We start from the raw sequence: 14,921 nt of genomic DNA, 5'->3' as shown, positions 1-14,921 counted from the left end.
TTCCACCCCCGTACCCGCCGGGTGAGTAAGTGCATCACGTCCGTATGACACAGAAAGCCTCTTCATGAGTCTCCCTCATCGAGCACCGAGTGCTTCGCTCAAGGCCCCGGGATCGAGGCGTGACGCACGCTATAGGATTGTTAACAATACGCACAACAATTTCGCAGACATTCTTTTTGCTGTCGCGAGGCTCAGGAGCCGGGTGGCGAGGTCTCCGGCTTCGGCCCTGTCACCGGCACGCTGGTGGGCATTCCCAGGATCCGCTCCCTGCCCACGTGGACGACGCCCCTGAGCGTGGCATCTACACCAAGGACGCCGATGGAGACCGCGAACCGCACGTGCTCGATCGCTGTGCGACGGCCGACGAGGCGAGCGTCGACGCCGGGCTTCAGCCAGGGCGCCCAGTCGGCGAGATGGCCGCCGAGGATGGCCTCACCTGCGTCGGTCACGCTGGCGACGGCCAGCGGGGCGGCGCCCAGGGCGTGTCCGGCGGAGTCCAGGACAGCGCAGGTCCGTTCGTCGCCGGCTCGCAGTCGTCGGGTCGGTTCGGCTCGCGCGGAGGCGGGCCCCCGTCCTCCCGACCCTTCGGGGATCTCCGCGGCCTGGGTCAGGGTCCGGAGGTTGACGTAGGTGTTCAGGCAGCCCCGTGATCCGCATCGGCAGAGCGGGCCGTCGAGCGACACCCGTACATGCCCGACCTCCCCGGCCATGCCGTGACTGCCATGGTGAACACGCCCGCCGATGAGCAGGCAGCCGCCTACTCCGGCGTGGGCAGTCACATGGACGACGGTGTCGGGGTGCGTGACACCCGCGGCGGCGAGGGCGTGGTGCTCCGCCGGCGCCGCCATATCGGCCTCGTTGACCAGCCCGATCGGACAGTCGACGTGCGGCGGATGCGCGGCGACCAGGCCCGCCAGGCCGGTCGCACGCCAGCCCAGGCCGATCGCGTGACCGGCCTTGCCATCGATCGCCGCCCCGGGAGCTTGACGGCCGGGTGGTGCGGGGTGGTGGCAGAACGATGAAGGAGGCATGGGCAAGTCGTGCAAGTCCTGATCGCAGGCCCAGCATTGGCCGCCGGGCGGGGCCGGCCGCCGGGAGGATGGGCGGATGAGGATCTACGGGAGTGAGCCGGGCGAGTCCGACATCGAGGTGCCGGGGCACCGGTACGCGGCGCTGATCGGCGGACCGCTGGACGGACAGCTGATCGACGTCACCGGCTGGTCCAGGCAGCAGCTGGTGGACGGCACGGCGCTCATCACCGAGCGCGGGGCGTTCGGGCCGGGCGGGCGGGCCCTGTACGAAGGGCGGCCCGGCGACCTGGACCGGCTGCACTGGATCGGCGACAGCGCCTGACCCACTGTGGCGCAGCGAGGGGCAAGCCTCGCAAGCCCGGCCGCGATCACCTCGGTCCTTTGCCGAGAGGGCGGTTGCCTCGTGTGCGCGCCCTTCGCGCCCCATCCTTCGGTGGGTCGCGGGCCCGTGAGGGGAGGCCCGTTCCGCCCGCCTCCCGTGTCATCGGGACAGTGAGCAGCGGCCGTCTCTGGGCCCAGGTGTCCAGGAGGCCTCGCGTGGGGTCGCTTGCACGAACCCGATGTGTGAGCAGGAGCCGGCGGGAGGTCTGGCCGGGGGCGGTCACGGCTTCCGCCTCAGCAGGGCGGCGACGAGACCGGGGAGCGCCCGGAGGACCGCGACGGCGTCGCCGCGGCGGGCGCGGCAGATGGCGACGATGCAGACCAGCGTGGCGCAGAGCAGGGCGACGACGAGCGCGACCGGTACGGCGGTGGCGAGCAGGGCGAGGTAGTCCACGGGCATCTCCTTGGTTGAGGGCGTGCGGGGGTAGGGCGGTGGCCGTGCGGGAGAAAAAAGGTCCCCTACCCGGCCAGCGGGCCGGAGGAAAAGTCCCCCCGCCCCGGACAGTCCGGGGTGAGAGAGGAGAGGCGTTCAGACCGACAGGCGGCCCAGTCGGGGTTCAAAGAAATCGGATGCGCGGGCTCCCGAAACCATGGTGCGGCTGGCCGGCCACCGCGAGAACGCGCTGATGTCGGCCGCGGGTGCACCGATCGCGGCGGTGACGGCCGTCAGCCGAACGTCCCGCCCACCAATGGCCTTCCCCGGGTGAGCGGTTATCGGCGGGCGGCCACAAGCACCGCGACGAGGAGGGCGGCCATGCCGACGAGGAAGCCGGCCGTGCTCAGGCCGGCCGTCAACGGGCCCATGGCACCGGGACGGACCCACACCAGGACAGCGACCCCGGCACACAGCGCGACACCCACCACGGCGGCGAGGACGGACAGGGTGGCCACCACCCACGGGGCCGTAGCCGGGGCGGGTGTGCCGGCTGGCGGCGGGTTCTGCGGAACGGTGGTCATGCGTCCGGGGTGTCCCCTTCGTGGCCTTCCGCCCGCGCGATGTATGCGTCCTTCCCCCGGCCCGTCCCGGACGTCCCTTACCGGCTGGCCCGACCTGAACCCTGGAGGTATCCCCACACCCGTTCCGGAGGCTGCCGCCATGGGCGCAGCCGACCCGCCCCGGCAGAGTGTGAGGGCATGAAGGCAACACAGAAGACCTCGCGGGCCCGCCTTGCCACCGCCGCTCTCCTCACTGCCGCCGTTGCGTCCACGGCACTCGCGCCTGGTGCTGCGGCCGCTCCCCACCCGGCGTCTGCGGACACCGCGGCCTCCGCGGACGGCTGGCTCACCTCCCGGCAGCTCCAGCGCGAAACGGCCCGCGTCCTTGCAGAGGGTGGGTTCGTCGGCATCACAGTGCGGGTGCGTGACGGCGCCCGCACAGTACACGCCCGAGCGGGCGAGGCCGAGCTGCACGCCGGCCGCCCTGTGCCGCGCGGGGCGGAGTTCAGGATCGGCAGCGTCACCAAGACGTTCGTGGCCACCGTGGTGCTGCAACTCGTCGCCGAGGGCCGCCTGTCCCTGGACGACACCGTCGAGCGCTGGCTGCCGGGTGTGGTGAGCGGCGACGGCAACAACGGCAGCCTCATCACCGTCAGGAACCTACTGCAGCACACCAGCGGCATCCACAACTACGGCCCCGAAGAAGACACCGGGAACACCGCAGCCGATTTCGAGCGGACAAGATTTGACCACTGGGACCCCGGGCAGCTGGTCGCCGGCGCGGTGCGCCACAGGCCGGACTTCCCACCCGCACCGGCCGATGCCCCCAAGCCCGACTGGAACTACTCCAACACCGGCTATGTCCTCGCCGGGATGATCATCGAGAAGGCCACCGGGCGGCCCTGGGCCGAGGAGGTACGCGACCGCATCATCCGGCCGCTCGGCCTGACCGGCACCTACGCCCCCGGCGACGACCCGTACCTGAAGCCGCCGCATGCCCATACCTACCACCTGTTCCCCGGCTCGGTCACCTGGACCGACACCACGGCCAGGAACACTTCCCAAGCGGACGCGGCCGCTGCCCTCGTCGGCACCGAACGCGACGTGGACCGCTTCTTCACCGCCCTGCTCGGCGGGCGCCTGCTGCCTCCCGCCCAGCTCGCGGAGATGCGCAGGACCGTGTCCGTCAGCGAGAACTTCCACGTGGGGTTCCCCGGCCTGCGGTACGGCCTGGGACTGATGCAGCAGCCGCTGACCTGCGGCGGCGATACCTGGGGCCACGGAGGGGACCTGGAGGGATTCACGGTGCGCACCGGCTTCACCGCAGACGGGCGCCGCTCAGTCGTCGTCGTCGCCAACGGTACCGGCGGCGAGCAGCTGCTCGCCGCCGAGCGGGCCGTCCGCGGGCTTGTGGACCGCACCCTGTGCGCCGGTGCCGAATGACGCGGCCCCAGGCACTCGGTGCCCTGCCACGCCGGCCCAGCCTGCGGGCCCGTTCTACAGCTCCATGCACCTGGCCGGGGTCGCCGTCGGCACCATCGTCTCGATCGGCACCGCCCCGCTGGCCTCGGCCCTGATCGAGCGCGTCGTGGACGGCCGTCGGCTCACACGCCGCTGGACCCTCGCCGCAGCCCTCGGCCTGTTCGGCACCGCCCTGCTGTGCGTCGCCGAGGCCGCCCTCACCACCGACGGCACGGGCCGCACCTCCATGGCCGGCACGCTGCTCGGCATCGGCCTCGGCCTCGTCGCCGCCGCGACGTACGCCCTCTACTCCTGGGCCGCGCACCGGCTCATCACCCGCCAGATCCCCTCCCGGGTGGCGATGGGCGCCGTCTTCGGACTCGGTGGACTGTTCCTCCTGCCCGTCCTCCTCGCCACGGGTGCCCCGCTCGTCGCCTCCTGGCCCAACGCCGCCGTCGGCACCTACATGGCGCTCGTCCCCATGTTCGCCGGCTACGTCCTCTTCGGCTGGGGCCTCGCCCACGTACCCGCCAGCACCGCCACCACCCTGTCCCTGCTCGAACCGGCCGTCGCGGCCGTCCTCGCCGTCCTGGTCGTCGGCGAACGCCTCCTCGCCACCGGCTGGATGGGCATTGCCCTCGTCATCGCCTGCCTCGCCGTCCTCACAACCCCCACTCCTACCCACCGCCGCCCGCGCGAACAGCTGCGGAACCCTGAGCACCACGACAGCGAGACCGGAGCGGCCAGCATTGCGCCACGCTGATTGAGCACGCGGTCAGTCCCACCTGCCACCCTGACCCCCTGCAGCACCCACCGCGTCAGCTACCACCGCCTACCCCCATTGCCGCGGAATGCGTGGGCAGAGCACGGTTGGTACCGGCTCCGGACGTCCGAAAACGTGGTAGCCCACACGGTGACCCCCCGCGCTTCCGATTGACGTCCGGCTCGGCGCGGGCCGGGCCCTCCGAGGCCTCACCTCGCCAACCGGTGCTTCAGCCCCGGGCCGGCTGCCGTCTACGTGCGGTGCCGCGGACGGCCCGAGGCCTTCTTCGCGGGGGTCTTCGCCACAGAGGTCTTCTTGGCGGGGCCGGTCCTTCTCTCCGGAGTCGGGGATTCCGTCGCCGCCTTCCTGCCACGGCTCGCCCTCTTCGCGGGAGCCGTGCGACGGGGCCTGTCCGGCTCGGTGGACGCGTGCTCCGGAGCTCGGCGCCGACGGCGGGCGGCCGGGCGCTCGGATTCCTCCCCCGCGTCGTCCTGCTCCCCTTCGTCCCGCGTGCTCCCGTCGACCGCGCCACCGGCGCCCTCGCCGGCCTCCTGCACCGCGTCCGCAGCGCTCCGGCCCACGTCTTCGACGGCGTCGCCCGCTCCGGCGCCGATGCCTTCCACCGCCCTGCCCGCGCCCCCGCCCACGGACTCGACCGCGGTCCCCGCTCCCCGGCCGACCTCGCTCACGGCCGCGCCGGCGCCCTTGCCCAGTTCTCCCGCGGCCCGGCCGGTGCCGGCCCCGACGTCCTCGACCGCCGCACCCACGCCGCGGGTCAGCTGCTCGAGGATCTGGGGGTTGCGATCCACCGTGGCCAGCAGCCGGGTGACGACGGCGGCGATGTGGTGGAGCCGGACCTTGAGCTGCGCCTGGACGTCCACACCCTCGATGCCCAGCTGGACCCGCCCGAGCCGCACGTCCGCCCCGACGTTCAGCTTGAGGAGGTCCAGCACCTCGGCCTGCAGGGAGACGTGGGCCTCGAGGTCGTCCACCTCCAGGTCCAGCTTGTCCACATGGAGGGCAGGGACGTCCAGGAAGACATCTGACGGCCCCTCATCAGGACCGTCGTCCTCCGGGACCACGATCTCGGCGTCCGGGTCCCGGCCCTCTCGGCCGGCCTTGTCGGAGCTGGGCATGCTGGCGCACATCCTCGATAGGTTCCCCGAGCAGGATCCTCTCGTCCAAGTGTCGGCCGGGCGAAACCATGACGCAATCGCCGGTGCCCCGCGCCGGACGGCCCGCGCGGTCCGCCCCCACCGGCCCGGTACGAGGGGTGGGGGGAGGACCGCGCGGGGATCACGGCCGGGTCCCTAGTCGTAACTGAGGTCCGACGCGGAGTAGCGGCAGTACGTGCCGTCCGGACCGCTGCCCGTCTCCGTCGGCTTGTCGCCGTCGCCGTCGTCGTTTCCGGTGTAGCGGATGCACGGCTTGATCTTCTTGCTGCTGCCGCCGTGGATGCGCACCGAACGCGGTGCGGCCGTGTCCCCGTAGTTGGTGTTGATACCGACCAGGGACTTGCCCGGCGCCGTGATGTCGACGTCGTTCACGATGATGTCGCGCTTGTACTGCTTGGAGCAGTTGGCGCAGGACCGGACGAGCTTGCCGAAGTCCGCGACCTGGAACGGGGGTGGTTGCACGACCGGTCGGGCCGGTACGCACAGTATCTGCAGTGCAGGACCGCGACCGCGGCCGTGCCGTGCCCGCCGGGGCTCAGGCCCCGCTCGCGCAGCTGCCTGCGGGTGACCAGCCCTTCGGGACGATCGTGCCGGTCGAACTCCTCGATCGTCGCGGAGCTGCGCGGCGCCCTTCCGCGCGATGCCGGGCACGCGTGGTGGACTCCGTCGCCCTTGAGGCGACAGTCGCGCAGGATCTTCCAGGTCTTCATTCGGGCGAAGGCGTGCTCGACACGGGCACGGACCTGCCTGTGGGACTTGTTGTGCACTTCCTTCCAAGCGGGCAGGTGTCATCGGCCGCGTGCGGACTGGCGGGCGGGGGGGTGGCCTGTTGGCGGTGAGCGGGATGGCCGCCTCCGCCGGAGCCGGGGCCCGGCCAGTCGTCGGCGCGGCCGCGGCGGTGGAGCGGGCGGCGGTCGCGGAAGGGTGTGGTCGTGCGGGGAGCGGGGGTCCGGGCGGGGTGGTGAGGGTGTGGAGGGTGGCGGCGACGAGGCGGCCGGCCATGTCGGAGGCCGGACCGGTACGCCCAGGTGCGCCGGAGGTGGCGAGGCACTCCAGGTGTGCGGCCAGGGACTCGGCGGCGTTGGTGAGGGTCTGCATGCGGGCGGCCGGGAGCGGCTGCTCGGACGTTCACGAACAGGCCGGCCTCCCTCTCCAGAGGGCGTTCTTCACGAGGGTGACGGCTTGCTGGTTCCCGGCCGGGGCGACACCGAGCTGTTCCCGGGCGGTGAGTGACCCGGTCGGTCAGGTCGGGAACCCGCGTCGGCCCGCCGCTCAGGAGCGGCAGGTTGCCTTCATCTGCGCGGCCGCGTGATGGGCCTTGCCCCAGCCGCTGGACCAGTCGTCACCCCGGTCGAGGAGCTTCACGCCGATGGTGGAGCCCTTCACCGGGAACGTACCGGCGCTGACCCACTGACCGCGCAGACCGGCCTGGTTGACGGTGAAACTGCTGTACTTCGTCGTCCGGTCGTTGGCGTCGACCAGCACGTGATACGTGGAGGGGTGCCCTCCCACGTACAGGGTCGTGTTGCTGTGCGGGATGAACACGGAGATCTGGCAGGTACGCGCTCCGGTGCCAGGCCGCCACCACCACATCACCCTGTTCTTGCCGTCCGTGGCCGTGGAACCGGACATGGGGACCGCAGCGTAACTGCCGTTGCACCCGTCACCCGTCCAGGCTCCAGTCGTCCGCGTGTACCAGCCCGCTGTGCCATCACTGAAGTAGTTGACCTGCTTGTAGCCGCCACCGGACGGGACGGGACAGCCGTGGCCCACGACCCCCGTGTACACGACGGTGGAGGCTGCCTGCGCCTGCGGTGCCTGGGACGAGGTGCCGGATTTCGGGGCGGGAGCCGGCTTGTCTGCGGTGGAGGCGGGAGCGGTACCCGTCCCCGGCTCGCCGGCCCCGCCCTTCGCCTCCTTCTCCGGGGTGTCCCCTCCCGCCGGGGAGCCGGACACCTCCGCGCCGCTGCCCGCGCCGCCGGCCTTGGGCCTCCCGTCCTGCCGGGCATCGGGTGGGGCCGCCGTGAAGGATCCGGGCGCGTCCGTGCCACCACCGCCGAGCACCGTGCCGGGTGCCTCGCTCGCACCGGGCCGGCCACCGTCCCCGTCGTCACCGACGGCGATCAGGAAGGGGATACTGACGAGCAGGACACCGGCGATCGCCGCGGCCGCCAGGAGCGCCTTGCCGGGGCGGCCCACTTCCCTGGGAGCGGGTGCGCCGGTGTCCGCGGCTGTTGCTGTGGGGCCGGGTTCCGCCCCGTCACCCTCGGCGCCGACGGCCGCCGTGGCCGGCCGCTCAACGTTCTTGGAGACCAGGGACGTTCCGACGGACGCGGCCCCGGCAGCAACTCCGGCCCCTCCGGCATCCCCGGCCCCTTCGGACTGCCCTGATTCCACAGGCTCCCCGGCCTTCGCGGTGCCCTCGGCAGCCACCGTGCCCACCCCGGGCTTCTTCGGCTGCCCAAACTCTTCGGTGCTGCCGGTACCGGCAGCCGGGACCTCGGTTCCGGCCGCCTCGCCCCTCGGTTCCGGAGAGGAGGCGGGTAGGGATCCGGCCGCAGGATCCCGCTCGCCGGACTCCGGGACAGGAACTTGTTCCGGATGGCCGGCGCCACACCCCTGCACGGCCCGGTCCTTCTGCTCGGCCGCCGCCTCTTCGTGCTGGGGCATGGTGATGGGCTCCTCTGCGTGACAACTGACGGGGACGGCATCGCGCGGCCGGCAGAGCCACGGAGCGCGGTCCGCGACAGTCCCCGCCCCCCTGAACCTCGCAGCGGGCGCAGCCGAAAACAGCACGCCGGCGGTCTCCCGCCGTCCGCACCCATACCCCCCACGGGCACGGGGGGTGATGCCTTCGAGGCCTGCGGCCGGCGGACACGAGGCAAACCGTATCGTGTGCCTGTTCAAGGGTGATCGATCGGCCTCCCGAAGGCACAACGAGAATGAACAGACCCTGCGGGAGACACGCCTGACGGTGCCTCTGGTAAGAGGCCGCCGGTCAGCCCGGCCGGCATCCTGTTCCTTCCCGAGGGCAGACCAAGGACACGGCCCGAGGAGCAGGGCGCGTACGCACAACGGCCCACCACCCCGCCGCCCGACACCATGCGCGAGGCGGCCCAAGACGCGCGCCCTGTGAGTGGCGCTCCGGGGCGGAGGAGGGAAGCACGTGCGTATTGCATGGACCCCGTCAGGAGCTGTCTTTCAACCTCCCCTCGGCACAGCACCATCACCCTTGTGCGGAGGAACGAACGGCCGGCAGCGGTCATGTCCCTTGTTGTGGTGGGTGATCACTCAGTTGTGCCGGGCGGGAGGTCTGTTGGGCCGCCAGAAGGGTTCCTGATTTTGTTCACGGCTTGTGGTTCTGGCTCAACTTCTGTGATGTGAGCGGTCACGCCGGTCGCTGGACGAAGCCGTGTCCGGCGTTTCCCAGGTCAGGCCGGTGGAGCAGGCTCCTGGAAGAGACACTCGCTCTCCGCACCACAGAAGTTGAGCCGGAACCCGGCTTGTGAAGTCAGTCATTCACCGGTTTGGAAGGCGCCCGGTCGGCGCCGAGGTCGATGTTCACGAGAAACGGTTCTGGCTCAGATTCCGTGATCTGGTTACCGAGCGTTCGGGTGCCCATGAAGTTGAGCTCGGAGCGAGTGGGCTATTTGGTCTGCCCGGTCAGCCGTTACCCGCTCCTGTTCCGGTCGCCGAAGCAGCTCGAAAATGCCCGGTCCACGATGCTCTGGTTGTAGATCTGCCATGCGCGGAACGATATGGAAGTGCACGTGCGCGAAGCCTTCGGCTTCGGCAAATTGGATGACGTAGGTCTTGGCGCAACCAGTCAGGCTCTGGAGAGCCTGGGAAAGCTTGACCTGCCACATTCCAAGGGCAGATGCCTCAGCGTCGGTGAGGTCATGAACCGCGGCAACGTGGCGCCGAGGCAGCAGCACCAGCCAGCCGGGCACTGCGGTGTTGAAGGCGTGGGCCACCCGCCAGTGCTGGTCATGTACCACGCACTCGCGTGGTGGGAGGTTGTCGAAATCTGCTTCTGGCTCGGTCGATGACGAGGAGCAGCGTTTCTCTGGCAGTTCGGGAGGCGTTTCCCGCGTCGAATATCGATGGCTTCGGACAGCAGCTCGGTGTCGACCGGCAAGCCGCCGTCTGCCGCCCCTCCGAGGCCCGGGACAAAAGCGCTGGCTACGGGCGCAGGTGGCGGCCGTCGTCTCGCCGTTGCCGAGTGCCGGTGGGTGCCTCCCGTTCTCGGCGACGTCGAGATCCGGGCTCAGCGAGCGCCTCCCGAGGCCGTCGACAACTGCTGTCGTGTGACGTCGACAAAGCCACTGCTTCCTTGCTGCATGTGTAGCAGTCGGGAGTCGTCATGAACTGAGATCGTAGAACTGCCCCTCTGCGAAACACCTGTCGGCCTCAGTCACCAGTCACGGCGAGCGCCGCTACGACAAGGTCCTCCACCCGCTGGACCTCCGCCGGCAGGGCTGATCACCGCCTTTCATGCGTGCTTCGCGCCGGCCGCCCGCTCCGGCCCCTCACCGCTCGCCCGGGGGCACGCTCATCGCCAGGAGCGCGGTGTCGTCGTCGAGTCCCTCGCCGAACGAGTCCAGCAGTGCGGTGAGCGCCCTGACGGCACAGGGTGCCGAGGTGGGTGCGAGGGACCGCAAGAAGTCCAGGAGTGCTTCGTCGCCGTAGCGTTCACCCCGGTTCCGGGTACGGGCCTCGGTCAGTCCGTCGGTGTAGAGCAGCAGGGTGTCACCGGGACGCAGGTTCAGGGTGGCGGTGGTGAACTGCGCGTCCGGTACGACCCCGACCAGCTGGCCGCCCGGGGTGGGCAGGTAGTCGGCGCTGCCGTCGGCCCGGAGCAGCGCGGCGGGAGGGTGGCCGCCGCCGGCCAGGACGACATGGAATCCGACGTCGTTCTCCTCGGGTGTGAGCAGGCCGAAGATCACGGTGCAGAAGAGCGGTTCGTCCTCCTGGACCTGGTGGTTGAGCGCGGTGTTGAGGTTGGCCAGAACCTTGACCGGTACGGAATCGGAGACCGCCGCGGCTCGCAGGGTGTACCGCGCCAACGACGTCACCACGGCCGCGTCCGCGCCCTTGCCGCGCACGTCCCCCATGAAGAACCCCCAGCCTCCGGCGGTGAGCGGGAACAGATCGTAGAAGTCCCCGCCCACCTCGTCGGAGGATGCGAAGTGGTAGTGCGCGGCGGCCTCCATGCCCGGGACCGGTTCGATGGCCGGCGGGATCAGGGTGCGCTGCAGGGTGGTGGCGAGGCGTTGCAGGCGTTCGCGGTCGTGCTCGGCATCCTGCCGGGCCCGCAGGAGTTCGCGCTCGTAGGTACGCCTGTCCCGGGCGTCGAGGAGGGTGGTGCGGATCAGCAGCGGTTCGCCGTCTTCGTCCTGCTTGACGGTGGAGGTGACCAGGACGGGCAGTTGGGTGCCGTCCGCGGCCTTGAGTTCCAGGGCGACGCCGTTGACCTCGCCCTGCATCCGCAGCAGTGGTGCGAGGTGCGTCTCGTTGTACAGCCTGCCGCCGATGGTCAGCAGGTCGGAGAAGTGCCTGTGGCCCACCAGGTCCTCACGACGGTGGCCGAGCCATTTCAGGAGCGTTCCGTTGACCTTGGCGATCCGCCCGTCCATCAGTGTGGAGAGGTAGCCGCACGGCGCGTTCTCGTACAGGTCCTCCGCACTGTCCTCCAGCAGAGCGGAGAACACCGGGGAATCCTGGTCACGGTCCTCCGTCGGCCACGATCCGTCGGTCCCGTCGCCGGCCGGGTGCACGGTCACGGCCCCTGCACGAAGGCGATGATCGCCTCGGCAGTCTCCTCGGGGGCGCTCAGCTGGGGGCAGTGGCCCGTCGAGTCCAGAGTGACCAGCTCGCTGCCGGGGATCTGCGCGTGGACGAAGGCGCCCACCTCACGTGGGGCGATCGTGTCGCGCGCGCTCTCAGCGATGAGCGTCGGAACGGTCACCTTGGGGAGATCCGCCCGGTTGTCGGACAGGAAGGTGGCTCTCGCGAAGACCCGGGCGATCTCGGGGTCCGTTCGGCAGAAGCTGTTGGTCAGCTCCTCCCCCAGTTCGGGGCGCTCCGGGTTTCCCATGATCACCGGTGCCATGGTCGCCGACCAGCCCAAATAGTTGCTGTCCAGTGACTCGAGCAGTTCGTCGATGTCCTGCTCGCTGAATCCGCCCCGGTAGTTGCCGTCGTCGATGTACGACGGCGAGGGGGTGAGGAGGACCAGTTTCTCGAAGAGGGCGGGCTCCTGCACGGCGGCGAGCACACCGATCATGGAGCTGACCGAATGTCCGACGAAGGTCACGGGCCCGAGGCCGAGCTCCTGGCAGATGCCGATAACGTCCTGCGCATAGCCGTCCAGGGTGGAGTACCGCTCGGGGCTCCAGGCCGACGTATCGGAACGCCCCGCCCCCACATGATCGAACAGGATCACCTGGAAGCGCTCCTCCAGCGCGGGTGCGACGAGACGCCAGAGATTCTGATCGCAGCCGAAACCGTGGGCGAGCATCACCACCGGGCCGCTCTCCCGGCCTGTCACCCGTACCCGGTTTCTCTTGCGCACGTCCACATGGACATCCTGACACCCTTTGCACCTCACGGCCTGGCCTGCCGGGCGGCCGCCGCCCACCAGCGCGGATCTTCGGCACACCGGACGGCCGCGGAGTGTTCTGGTTCGCGGGCGACCTGCGGTTCGGAGGGCTGATGTCCGTCCCGGGCGGAGACCCCCTCTGGTGGGCTCACCCCGTACCGACCCCACCGACGCTCGCATCCACCGGCCGCAGGCAGGAAACTCTTGAAGAAGCCGTTATCCGCCAAGCCGTCGGCTTCGCTTTCGAGGAATGGCTGCAGGAGGTGAAAAGCCTCCACGTACGTCGGCTCCATCCGCAGCACCGGCCAGGACCGGCAGCGGAAGCCTGTCAGTGTGGAGAGCAGAGGCATCCAGTCCATGCGCCGCATGCTGTCTGAACCATCGCTGCGACACCAGTGGCCCTCGTCGGGCCGGGCGGGCCCTTTACGAGGGGCAGTCCGGCGACACGGACCTGCTGCGCTGGTCCGCGACACCTCTGACACCACATCGCGGAGCAACGCCGGTTCTGCCGACGCAAGGGCGGGCGGCTGCCGCCGCAATCACCGGAGCGGCCCTGGACGAACGGTCGCCTTGGCCTGCGTCGGAATTTCTGGGGGCGCCGGTGTCCGCATATGCGGTCATGCAGCGGTATCGAGGCGAGGCTCTCGCCCGTGGCGAGGTCCGTGCCGGCTCCCCGGCTGGACCGACGCTCAGCGCCGAGTACTTCCGGACAGGCAAGCCTCTGCCCGTCACGCAACTGCATGCTCTGGAAAACCCTTCCCACCGAACGAGCCGTACCGGCCGCGCCTCAGGGCTGAACCCCTGCACCGGGAACCTGTGTCTGCGCATCGCATGATGGAGGACGGCACCCCTGGCGAGTGCTGTCCTCCACAGTGCGATGTCTTTCCCCAGGGCCGTTGCCGCGATCCCGATCGGTGGTGGTCGCCTTCGATCGCAGCCGGTCTGGACCTGCTGGCACGGGAGAGTCATTCGCGCCGCTGGCCTGGCGTGCTGGGCAGGCGGCCGGGCAACTCACCACGGCCGCCTGCTCATAGCGGGGGATTCACCGGGGCTGAACCTGGCGGGCCCGCCGTCGGCCGGCCCGCCAGGCAGTCGATGGTGACGTCCTGGGCATCGCGGGTGAGCACCGTTCTGGCCGGTGATCAGCAGGCGTCGTATTTCCAGGCGTCGCCCTCCCATGTCCAGGGCTGTGCCTTCTTGTCGAACTTCGGCAAGCCGGTCACCTTGTACGAGACCCGAGCCGTTTCCCCCGACACGTTCGCGCCGATGTCCTCCGCCTCATGGTCCGGGCCGTAATCCTTCGCGGCCTGGCCGATCACGGCGCGGTACGCCTCAGGCGTGATCTCGGCCCGGCAGCGCTCGGACAGGATGCCGTAGGCGGTATCGGCGTCGCCTTCGAAGTACGCCTTGGTGTAAGCCGTCACAGCCTCGCTCAGTACAGCGGCATCATCGCGGGGCGGCTCGGCACTCCCCTCGGCGGAAGGGCTGCCGGCCGACGAGGAAGGCTTGTCCTCGGCGGTGTCGCCGTCGCGCGAGGCGCAGGCGGTAAGTGTGGCGAGCAGCAGAGCAGCAGTCGTGAGCGTGACGGTGACGCGGGTGTACATGAATCCCCCGGGACGGTGCGGTCAGTGGGGGCATGCTGACACACGGGGCGGCAAGGTCCGCCCGTACGGGGCCTCGCTGACGTCGGCGGTGAAGGCCGCCGTGCGGGTCAGGGTGAGGGGTGGCGGGGGTGGGAATGGCGACGGCTATTCGGGCTGTGTGACGGTCAGCCCCCATCGGATGCTTTCGTCCGATGCGTCGATCCCCACGGTGAAGGATCCTGCCTTCACGACGCCGGCGTCCATGGTCACCGAGCCCACTCCCACACTGCCGGAGGGGCAGTCCACCGTGAAGGCCGCCACGTGCGACTGCTGCCGCATCGTCACCTGCACGCTGCCGCCCCCCTCACAGGCCACCGTGAGAATGGTGGGCAACTTCTCCCACGCACCCCCTGAAGCAACACCACCGTCTCCGGTCATCTCCCCCACCCACACCAGGCCCTCCGGCCCCGGGTGAGGCAGCAGGGCCCCGGTTGCTGCCGCAGCAGGCGCAGCCCCCATCCCTGCCAGTCCACACACCGTCATCATCGCGATGGCAACAGCCCTTTGCACACGCGTCATATCTGCTCCTTGGTCAATGGTCACCGGGACCGGCAGTATCGCGCGGAGGGGAACCTGCGCACACGAGTATGCGTACTCATGACAACCGCTGCTACAGGCGGCAGCTGCGCCCAGGGGCGCCCCTTCGCAGGAGATGAACTCCGGAACCGACACGCGGCACCACATTCTCGGACCACGGTGCGGGAATCGATCCTGGTGCTCCGGACGACGCGCATGGGGACTGACCCGCCCGGCTGCTACGGGCCAACCTGGTTGTGACATGCGCCAGCCTCGGTCGTAGTGCGTCCCGTCCCGTAACGGGGGCCTGTCCCACACGCTCCGTACCGGCACGGGCTGAGACCGGGGCTGGTTCGTCCGGGCAAAGCAAGAGGCTTTCGCTCTCACACGCCGGCGCCGGACGGTCACTGCCGA

General features: G+C 70.2%; 13 protein-coding genes and 2 pseudogenes. 3 read left to right on the top strand and 12 right to left on the bottom strand.

Going from position 1 to position 14,921, the window contains the following annotated elements; all coding sequences use genetic code 11:
• Positions 1-191 precede the first annotated feature (191 nt).
• Positions 192-1,031 (bottom strand): ROK family protein, encoded by an 840-nt coding sequence (locus OG524_RS36105; RefSeq protein ID WP_405385810.1) that lies wholly within the window; start codon positions 1,029-1,031, stop codon positions 192-194.
• Between the two features lie 76 nt (positions 1,032-1,107).
• Here OG524_RS36105 and OG524_RS36100 point away from each other — a divergent pair, with 76 nt between their 5' ends.
• The gene (locus OG524_RS36100) at positions 1,108-1,353 is read left to right on the top strand and encodes a hypothetical protein (protein WP_405385812.1); all 246 of its coding nucleotides are present in this window, start codon (positions 1,108-1,110) and stop codon (positions 1,351-1,353) included.
• Positions 1,354-1,632: 279 nt separating this feature from the next.
• On the opposite strand, the gene OG524_RS36095 is transcribed toward OG524_RS36100, so the two are convergent.
• Both OG524_RS36095 and OG524_RS36090 read right to left on the bottom strand, forming a co-directional pair.
• The gene (locus OG524_RS36095) at positions 1,633-1,806 is read right to left on the bottom strand and encodes a hypothetical protein (protein ID WP_405808442.1); all 174 of its coding nucleotides are present in this window, start codon (positions 1,804-1,806) and stop codon (positions 1,633-1,635) included.
• A gap of 317 nt (positions 1,807-2,123) precedes the next feature.
• Complete coding sequence (locus OG524_RS36090) at positions 2,124-2,369, bottom strand: hypothetical protein (RefSeq protein WP_405385815.1); 246 nt, start codon at positions 2,367-2,369, stop codon at positions 2,124-2,126.
• A gap of 177 nt (positions 2,370-2,546) precedes the next feature.
• On the opposite strand from OG524_RS36090, the gene OG524_RS36085 reads away from it, so the two are divergent.
• Both OG524_RS36085 and OG524_RS36080 read left to right on the top strand, forming a co-directional pair.
• Complete coding sequence (locus OG524_RS36085; protein ID WP_405808444.1) at positions 2,547-3,791, top strand: serine hydrolase domain-containing protein; 1,245 nt, start codon at positions 2,547-2,549, stop codon at positions 3,789-3,791.
• Between the two features lie 64 nt (positions 3,792-3,855).
• A complete protein-coding gene (locus OG524_RS36080) occupies positions 3,856-4,572 on the top strand; it encodes a DMT family transporter (protein ID WP_405808446.1) in 717 nt (238 codons plus the stop codon).
• A gap of 251 nt (positions 4,573-4,823) precedes the next feature.
• On the opposite strand, the gene OG524_RS36075 is transcribed toward OG524_RS36080, so the two are convergent.
• From OG524_RS36075 to OG524_RS36035, 9 genes and pseudogenes are all read right to left on the bottom strand, one after another.
• Complete coding sequence (locus tag OG524_RS36075) at positions 4,824-5,708, bottom strand: hypothetical protein (RefSeq protein ID WP_405385821.1); 885 nt, start codon at positions 5,706-5,708, stop codon at positions 4,824-4,826.
• A 174-nt stretch (positions 5,709-5,882) separates the two neighbouring features.
• A pseudogene (locus OG524_RS36070) lies at positions 5,883-6,194 on the bottom strand (pectate lyase); the annotation flags it as partial.
• A 203-nt stretch (positions 6,195-6,397) separates the two neighbouring features.
• Positions 6,398-6,532 (bottom strand): annotated as a pseudogene (locus tag OG524_RS36065) (IS5/IS1182 family transposase); the annotation flags it as partial.
• Between the two features lie 487 nt (positions 6,533-7,019).
• Complete coding sequence (locus OG524_RS36060) at positions 7,020-8,417, bottom strand: hypothetical protein (RefSeq protein WP_405385822.1); 1,398 nt, start codon at positions 8,415-8,417, stop codon at positions 7,020-7,022.
• Positions 8,418-9,346: 929 nt separating this feature from the next.
• A complete protein-coding gene (locus OG524_RS36055; protein ID WP_405812543.1) occupies positions 9,347-9,697 on the bottom strand; it encodes an HIT family protein in 351 nt (116 codons plus the stop codon).
• 579 nt (positions 9,698-10,276) lie between these two features.
• Positions 10,277-11,524, bottom strand: coding sequence for a PP2C family protein-serine/threonine phosphatase (locus OG524_RS36050; protein WP_405392998.1), 1,248 nt, complete (start codon positions 11,522-11,524; stop codon positions 10,277-10,279).
• Positions 11,525-11,526: 2 nt separating this feature from the next.
• Positions 11,527-12,327: an alpha/beta fold hydrolase gene (locus OG524_RS36045; protein WP_405385826.1), complete on the bottom strand. Its 801-nt coding sequence runs from the start codon at positions 12,325-12,327 to the stop codon at positions 11,527-11,529.
• 1,163 nt (positions 12,328-13,490) lie between these two features.
• On the bottom strand, positions 13,491-13,952 hold the full coding sequence (locus tag OG524_RS36040; protein WP_405808451.1) for a hypothetical protein: 462 nt from the start codon (positions 13,950-13,952) through the stop codon (positions 13,491-13,493).
• A 144-nt stretch (positions 13,953-14,096) separates the two neighbouring features.
• On the bottom strand, positions 14,097-14,510 hold the full coding sequence (locus tag OG524_RS36035; protein WP_405385829.1) for a hypothetical protein: 414 nt from the start codon (positions 14,508-14,510) through the stop codon (positions 14,097-14,099).
• Positions 14,511-14,921: the final 411 nt, after the last annotated feature.

This window comes from Streptomyces sp. NBC_01520 (genome assembly GCF_045040375.1).
GTDB lineage: Bacteria > Actinomycetota > Actinomycetes > Streptomycetales > Streptomycetaceae > Streptomyces.
Note: the sequence above shows the minus strand (reverse complement) of the source record. Positions and strands in the feature narration are given on the sequence as shown.